Annotated in this window: 3 protein-coding genes and 2 pseudogenes; all 5 read right to left on the bottom strand. The window is 68.0% G+C overall.

What is annotated here, in order from left to right:
- Positions 1-634: pseudogene (locus A8G08_RS12255) on the bottom strand (amidohydrolase family protein); the annotation flags it as partial.
- Between the two features lie 52 nt (positions 635-686).
- Positions 687-2,261 (bottom strand): signal recognition particle protein, encoded by a 1,575-nt coding sequence (gene ffh / locus A8G08_RS12250; RefSeq protein ID WP_068274139.1) that lies wholly within the window; start codon positions 2,259-2,261, stop codon positions 687-689.
- 153 nt (positions 2,262-2,414) lie between these two features.
- Entirely contained in the window at positions 2,415-4,979 is a 2,565-nt protein-coding gene (locus tag A8G08_RS12245; RefSeq protein ID WP_068274138.1) for a [protein-PII] uridylyltransferase, read from the bottom strand.
- Entirely contained in the window at positions 4,969-5,307 is a 339-nt protein-coding gene (locus A8G08_RS12240) for a P-II family nitrogen regulator (RefSeq protein WP_068274137.1), read from the bottom strand. Before A8G08_RS12240 ends, A8G08_RS12245 begins: the two co-directional genes overlap by 11 nt.
- A 5-nt stretch (positions 5,308-5,312) precedes the next feature.
- Positions 5,313-5,632: pseudogene (locus A8G08_RS12235) on the bottom strand (ammonium transporter); the annotation flags it as partial.

The following is a 5,632-nucleotide window of genomic DNA, read 5'->3' as shown; positions in this document are numbered from 1 at the left end:
GATGCTCTCGTCGGTGAGCCCAGTGCCGTGCTCGATGCAGTCGATTCCGGCTTCGATCAAGCCGGGCAGGGCGTCCTCGCCGAAAACATGTGCGGTCACGCGGGCTCCGTGCGCGTGCGCGGCGTCGATGGCCTGCTTCAGCACGTCGTCGCTCCACAGCGGCGAGGTCACCGACTGATCGGTCGATCCAGTCGCCGACCAGCTTCACCCAGCCGTCGCCGAATTCCGCTTGCTGCGCAACGATTTCCGGCAGCGTCCGCTCGTCGTCGAGTTCGATGCCGAGCTCGCGGATGTAGCGCTTGGGGCGCGCGATGTGCCGCCCGGCGCGGATGATCTTCGGCAGATCCTCGCGCTCGTCGATGAAGTGCGTGTCGATTGGCGAACCGGCGTCGCGCAGCAGGAGGGCGCCGACATCGCGTTCGGTCTCGGCCTGGGCGATCGCGCCATCGCGGTCCTCATGCCCACCGCCGTGCTTGATGCCGACATGGCAGTGCGCATCCACGAGCCCCGGCACAATCCAGCCCGAGTCGCTGACCGTGGTCGCGGAGGCGATCGGTTCGAACGAGATCAGGCCGTCCGCGATCCACAGTTCGAGCGGTTGCTCGTCGGGCAGACCGATTCCGCGCAGATGCAGCGCGGTGGAATGAGATTCGCTTCCCACCCCTCCGAACTTAGTCCGGCGGCGCCTAGTTCTTGGGGAACTTGAACTTCGACAGGTCGATGCCGTCGAGACCGGGCGGCAATTCGTCGAGTCCCTTGGGCATGTTCGACAGATCCGGCATGCCCGGCGGCATACCCGGCATTCCGGCCGGCATGCCGGGGAACCCACCCCTGATCTTCGGCTGGGTCGGCCCGCGGCCGCCCTTCTTGCCCTTCTTGCCCTTCTTCGACCGCTGTTGCTGCCCGCGCCGAGCGCCCGGGAAGCCCATCTGGCGGCTCATCGACGCCATCATCTTGCGCGCCTCGAAGAACCGGTCCACGAGCTGATTGACCTCGGAGACCTTCACGCCCGAGCCGTTCGCGATACGCAACCGGCGCGAGGCGTTGATGATCTTCGGATTCTCGCGTTCGGCCGGAGTCATGCCGCGGATGATCGCCTGCACGCGGTCGAGCTGCTTGTCGTCGACCTGCGCGAGCGCATCCTTCATCTGGCCCGCGCCGGGCAGCATGCCGAGCAGGTTGCCGATCGGCCCCATCTTCCGGATCGCCATCATCTGGTCGAGGAAGTCCTCGAGCGTGAGCTCACCGGAGGAGATCTTCTCGGCGGCCGCCATGGCCTGCTTCTCGTCGTAGACCTGCTCGGCCTGTTCGATCAGCGTGAGGACGTCGCCCATGCCGAGGATCCGGCTGGCCATGCGGTCCGGATGGAAGACGTCGAAGTCTTCGAGCTTCTCGCCGCTGGACGCGAACATGATCGGCTGGCCGGTGACCTCGCGGACCGACAGCGCCGCACCACCACGGGCATCGCCGTCGAGCTTGGTGAGCACCACGCCGGTGAAGCCGACGCCGTCACGGAACGCCTCAGCGGTGCTGACCGCGTCCTGGCCGACCATCGCGTCGAGTACGAACAGCGTCTCGTCCGGCGACACGGCGTCGCGGATGCCCGCGGCCTGGCGCATCAGTTCCTCGTCGATGCCGAGGCGGCCGGCGGTGTCGACGATGACCACGTCGAAGTGCTTGCTGCGGGCTTCCTCTACGCCGGCGCGTGCGACCGCGATCGGGTCGGCAGCGGAAACGCCGAGCGCGTTGTCGCCACCACCGATGGAGGTGCCGGGGTGCGGCGCGAAGACGGCCGCCTCGGCGCGCTCACCGACGATCTGCAGCTGGCTGACCGCGCCCGGACGCTGCAGGTCACACGCGACCAGAAGCGGAGTATGGCCCTGGTTCTTGAACCAACGGGCCAGCTTTCCGGCGAGCGTGGTCTTACCGGAACCCTGCAGACCGGCGAGCATGATCACCGTCGGCGGGTTCTTCGCCAGGTTCACCCGTCGGGTTTCGCCGCCGAGGATGCCGACCAGCTCTTCGTTGACGATCTTGACGACCTGCTGCGCCGGGTTCAGGGCGCCGGAGACCTCGGCACCCTTGGCGCGCTCCTTGATCCGGGCGATGAACTCACGTACGACCGGCAGCGCCACGTCGGCCTCGAGCAGGGCGAGGCGGATCTCGCGACAAGTCGCGTCGATATCCGCAGGCGACAGCCGACCCTTGCCACGCAGATCCTTGAGGGCACCGGTCAACCGGTCGGAAAGGGATTCGAACACCGATCGCGCTCCTGAGCTAGTTATTGACGCACGTCGCTACCAGGGTAATGGCATCGCCTTGCGGCCATGGCGCGAGCACCGATCGCCCGGCTCGGTAGAGGTCACCGAGCCGGGCGATCTGCGTTGCTCCGAGGGTCTACCCGTTGGACCCGGTCATTCCTGATCGGTCACCGGAGGCGGCGTCTTGGGCGCAGTTTGCGGCAGCACCTCGAGCACCGCCGCCTCGACCCGGGCACGAGTGGCGGCATTGTCGCCGTCGGTGATGTGGAGCGCGAACGTGTCCATGACAGCCGCGCCGAGCGTGGCGACCTTGGCCCATCGCACGTCGGCACCGACCTGTTCCAGCGCGCCGGCGACCCGGCTGAGCAGGCCGAGCCGGTCCTCCGCACGCACCTCGAGCAACACCTCGCCGGGACGGGTGCCGTCGAACCAGATCAGCTTCGGCGGCGCCTGTGCGTACAGCATCGGAACGCCCTTGGCCTTCCCGCTACCCGACTGCGCGGTGGCCGAATCGCTCTCCTTCTTGGCGAGTTCCTTCTCCAGGTTCAGGTGACCGCCGATCGCGCGGATGAGGTCCTGTCGCAGCAGGCCCTGCTGCGGCAACGAACCGAACTTTGGCGACACCATGAACGAGTTGACGGCATGCCCGCCCTCGCTGAGCACTGAGGCGGACAACACCCGGAGCGAATGGAGCGCGAGGACGCCGGCCGCATCGGACAGCAGTCCCGCGGCATCGGGCGCCACCACCGTCACGCGGTAGGTGTGCTGGCCGTCGGCAGGCAGCTGGTCGACATGCACCTCGCCGTCGGCGGCCAGTTCGAGCAGCACCGGATCCACCGGATCGGGCACCGGCAAGGACTCCCCCGCCATCAGCAATCGGCAGCGCCGCACGAGTTCGCCTATCAGCGACGATTTCCACTCGCCCCACACACCGGGACCGGTGGCCAGCGAGTCGGCCTCCGCAAGCGCGTGCAGCAGTTCGAGCAGCACCGAGTCGCCATCGAGCGCGTCGACCACGCGCTGCACAGTGGCCGGATCGTCGAGGTCGCGTTTGGTCGCGGTGTCGGGCAGCAGTAGGTGGTAGCGGACGATCGCGCTGAGCAGCACCACATCGGACGGCCAGAGCCCCAGCCGGTTTCCGATCTGCGTCGCGAGTTCGGCGCCGACTACCGAATGATCGCCGCCCCGTCCCTTGCCGATGTCGTGCAGCAGCGCGCCGAGCATCAGCAGGTCCGGTCGGGATACGCGCGTGGTCAGCGCACTTGCGTTGGCGACGGTCTCCACGGTGTGCCGGTCCACGGTCCAGGTGTGCACGGCGTCGCGCGGTGGCAGGTCGCGGATGGCACCCCACTCCGGGATCAGCCGCCCCCACAACCCGGTCCGGTCCAGTGCCTCGACCGCGGCGATCATGCCCCGGCCGGCGCCGAGCACGACCAGCAGATCGTTGAGCGCTTCCTTCGGCCACGGTTCCCGCAGCTCGGGAGCGTCCTCCGAGAGCCGGTTCAGGGTCATCGCCGACATCGGGAGCGATGTTGTGGCCGATGCCGCCGCGACGCGCACGATCAGCCCGGGATCCCGGCTGGGGCGCGCGTCCCGGGCCAGCACCACTTCACCGGCGTGCTCGACGACGCCTTCGTCGAGCGGCCGGCGCACCGGCATTCGCTTCAACCGGGAGAGCCCGCGCTTGGGCAGCGAGTTGCCAGCGGTACGGAGGCCGACATCGACCGAATAGCCGACCGTGCGTGCGGCGTCCGACAGTGTGCGGGCCAGGTCGAACCGATCCCCGATCCGAAGCGCGGCACCGATCTCGTCGGCGTCCTGCGCGCGCAGCTGGTCGCGTGCGCGCCCGGCGACGCGGTGCAGTTCGGTCCGGACGTCGAGCAGGCTGCGGTGAGCCTGTTCCAGGCCGCCGCCGGGCACGTCGGGGCCGAGGCCGGGGATCGCGTCGGTGAGCTGCGCGATCGCGAGCGCATCGAGCAGTTGCACGTCGCGCAGGCCACCACGACCGTTCTTGAGGTCGGGCTCGGCCCGGTGGGCCACCTCGCCGCTGCGCTTCCAGCGCGCTGTGATCTCGCCGAGCAGATCGTCGAACCGACCGCGGATGCCGGCCCGCCACTGCCTGCGGATACCGCTGATGAGTAGGTCGGATAGTTCTTCGTCGCCGACGATATGCCTCGCATCGAGCATGCCGAGCGCCGCCGGGATATCGCTCGACGCCACCTGCAGTGCCTGCGGGACCGTACGGACGCTGTGGTCGAGCTTCACGTGCGCATCCCACAGCGGATACCAGATCTGGTCCGCGACGTCGGCGAGTTCCCTATCGGGAATGTTGTCGTGCAAGAGGATCAGGTCGAGATCGGAGTACGGCAGCATCTCGCGCCGGCCGAGGCCGCCGACAGCGACGATCGCCAGGCCGCTATCCGCCTTGATGCCGAGGTCGGATCCCTTTGTGTTGAGCCACAGCTCGTACAGATCGACGAGCGCCAGACGCAGCGTCGGGGCGTCGAGGCGGCGGGTTCGCGAACCGCCGTCATCGAGCAATTGTGCGACCGCGCGGACCAGATCGTCCGCGGCCGCAGGTGAAGGAGGCACTGGGCGAGTGGTCGATTCGGACGAACGGGACGGCCCCGCTCCTACCGGCTTTCCGGTAGGAGCGGGGCCATTGTTCCGTGACCCGGTTGGGTCCGCCGACCTCGACCCAGTCGGGTCAGAGGGCATCCGTGCCGCGTTCGCCGGTACGGACCCGGATAACGGACTCGACCGGGGTCACCCAGACCTTGCCGTCACCGATCTTGCCGGTGCGGGCGGCCTCGACGATCGTCTCGACAACCTTGTCCACCGCGGCGTCGTCAACCACGACCTCGACCCGGACCTTGGGCACGAAGTCCACCGAGTACTCGGCACCGCGGTAAACCTCGGTGTGACCCTTCTGGCGCCCGTACCCCTGCACTTCGCTAACGGTCATGCCGAGCACGCCCGCCTGCTCGAGTCCGGTCTTCACGTCTTCGAGAGTGAAGGGCTTCACGATTGCAGTGATCAGCTTCATTTGGATCACGCCTCCTTGCCGGTCGTGCGGCTGACTACAGAGTTGCCGCCAAATGCAACGAAATCGTATGCGGTTTCCGCGTGCTCGGACTCATCCAGACCACCCGACTCGTTCTCCGGCGTCGCCCGCAGGCCAATGGTGACCTTGATGATGAGGGCGACAATAGCCGTGCCGACCGCCGAGTAGACCAAAACAGCACCAGCGCCCACAGCCTGACGCCACAGCTGATCGAGCCCGCCGCCGTAGAAGAGGCCGTCGACACCGGCCGGAGCCTCGGCGGTGGCGACAAGGCCGACCAGCAGGGTGCCGACCAGACCGCCGACCA

Origin of the sequence: Aldersonia kunmingensis, from assembly GCF_001646865.1 — a bacterium.
Taxonomy (GTDB): Bacteria; Actinomycetota; Actinomycetes; order Mycobacteriales; family Mycobacteriaceae; genus Aldersonia; species Aldersonia kunmingensis.
This window is presented reverse-complemented; position numbering and strand designations above follow the sequence as displayed.

Coding starts and splice junctions, on each gene's coding strand:
- A8G08_RS12240 (WP_068274137.1), bottom strand. CDS start 5,307: ATGAAGCTGATCACTGCAATCGTGAAGCCCTTCACTCTCGAAGACGTG.
- A8G08_RS12245 (WP_068274138.1), bottom strand. CDS start 4,979: ATGCCCTCTGACCCGACTGGGTCGAGGTCGGCGGACCCAACCGGGTCA.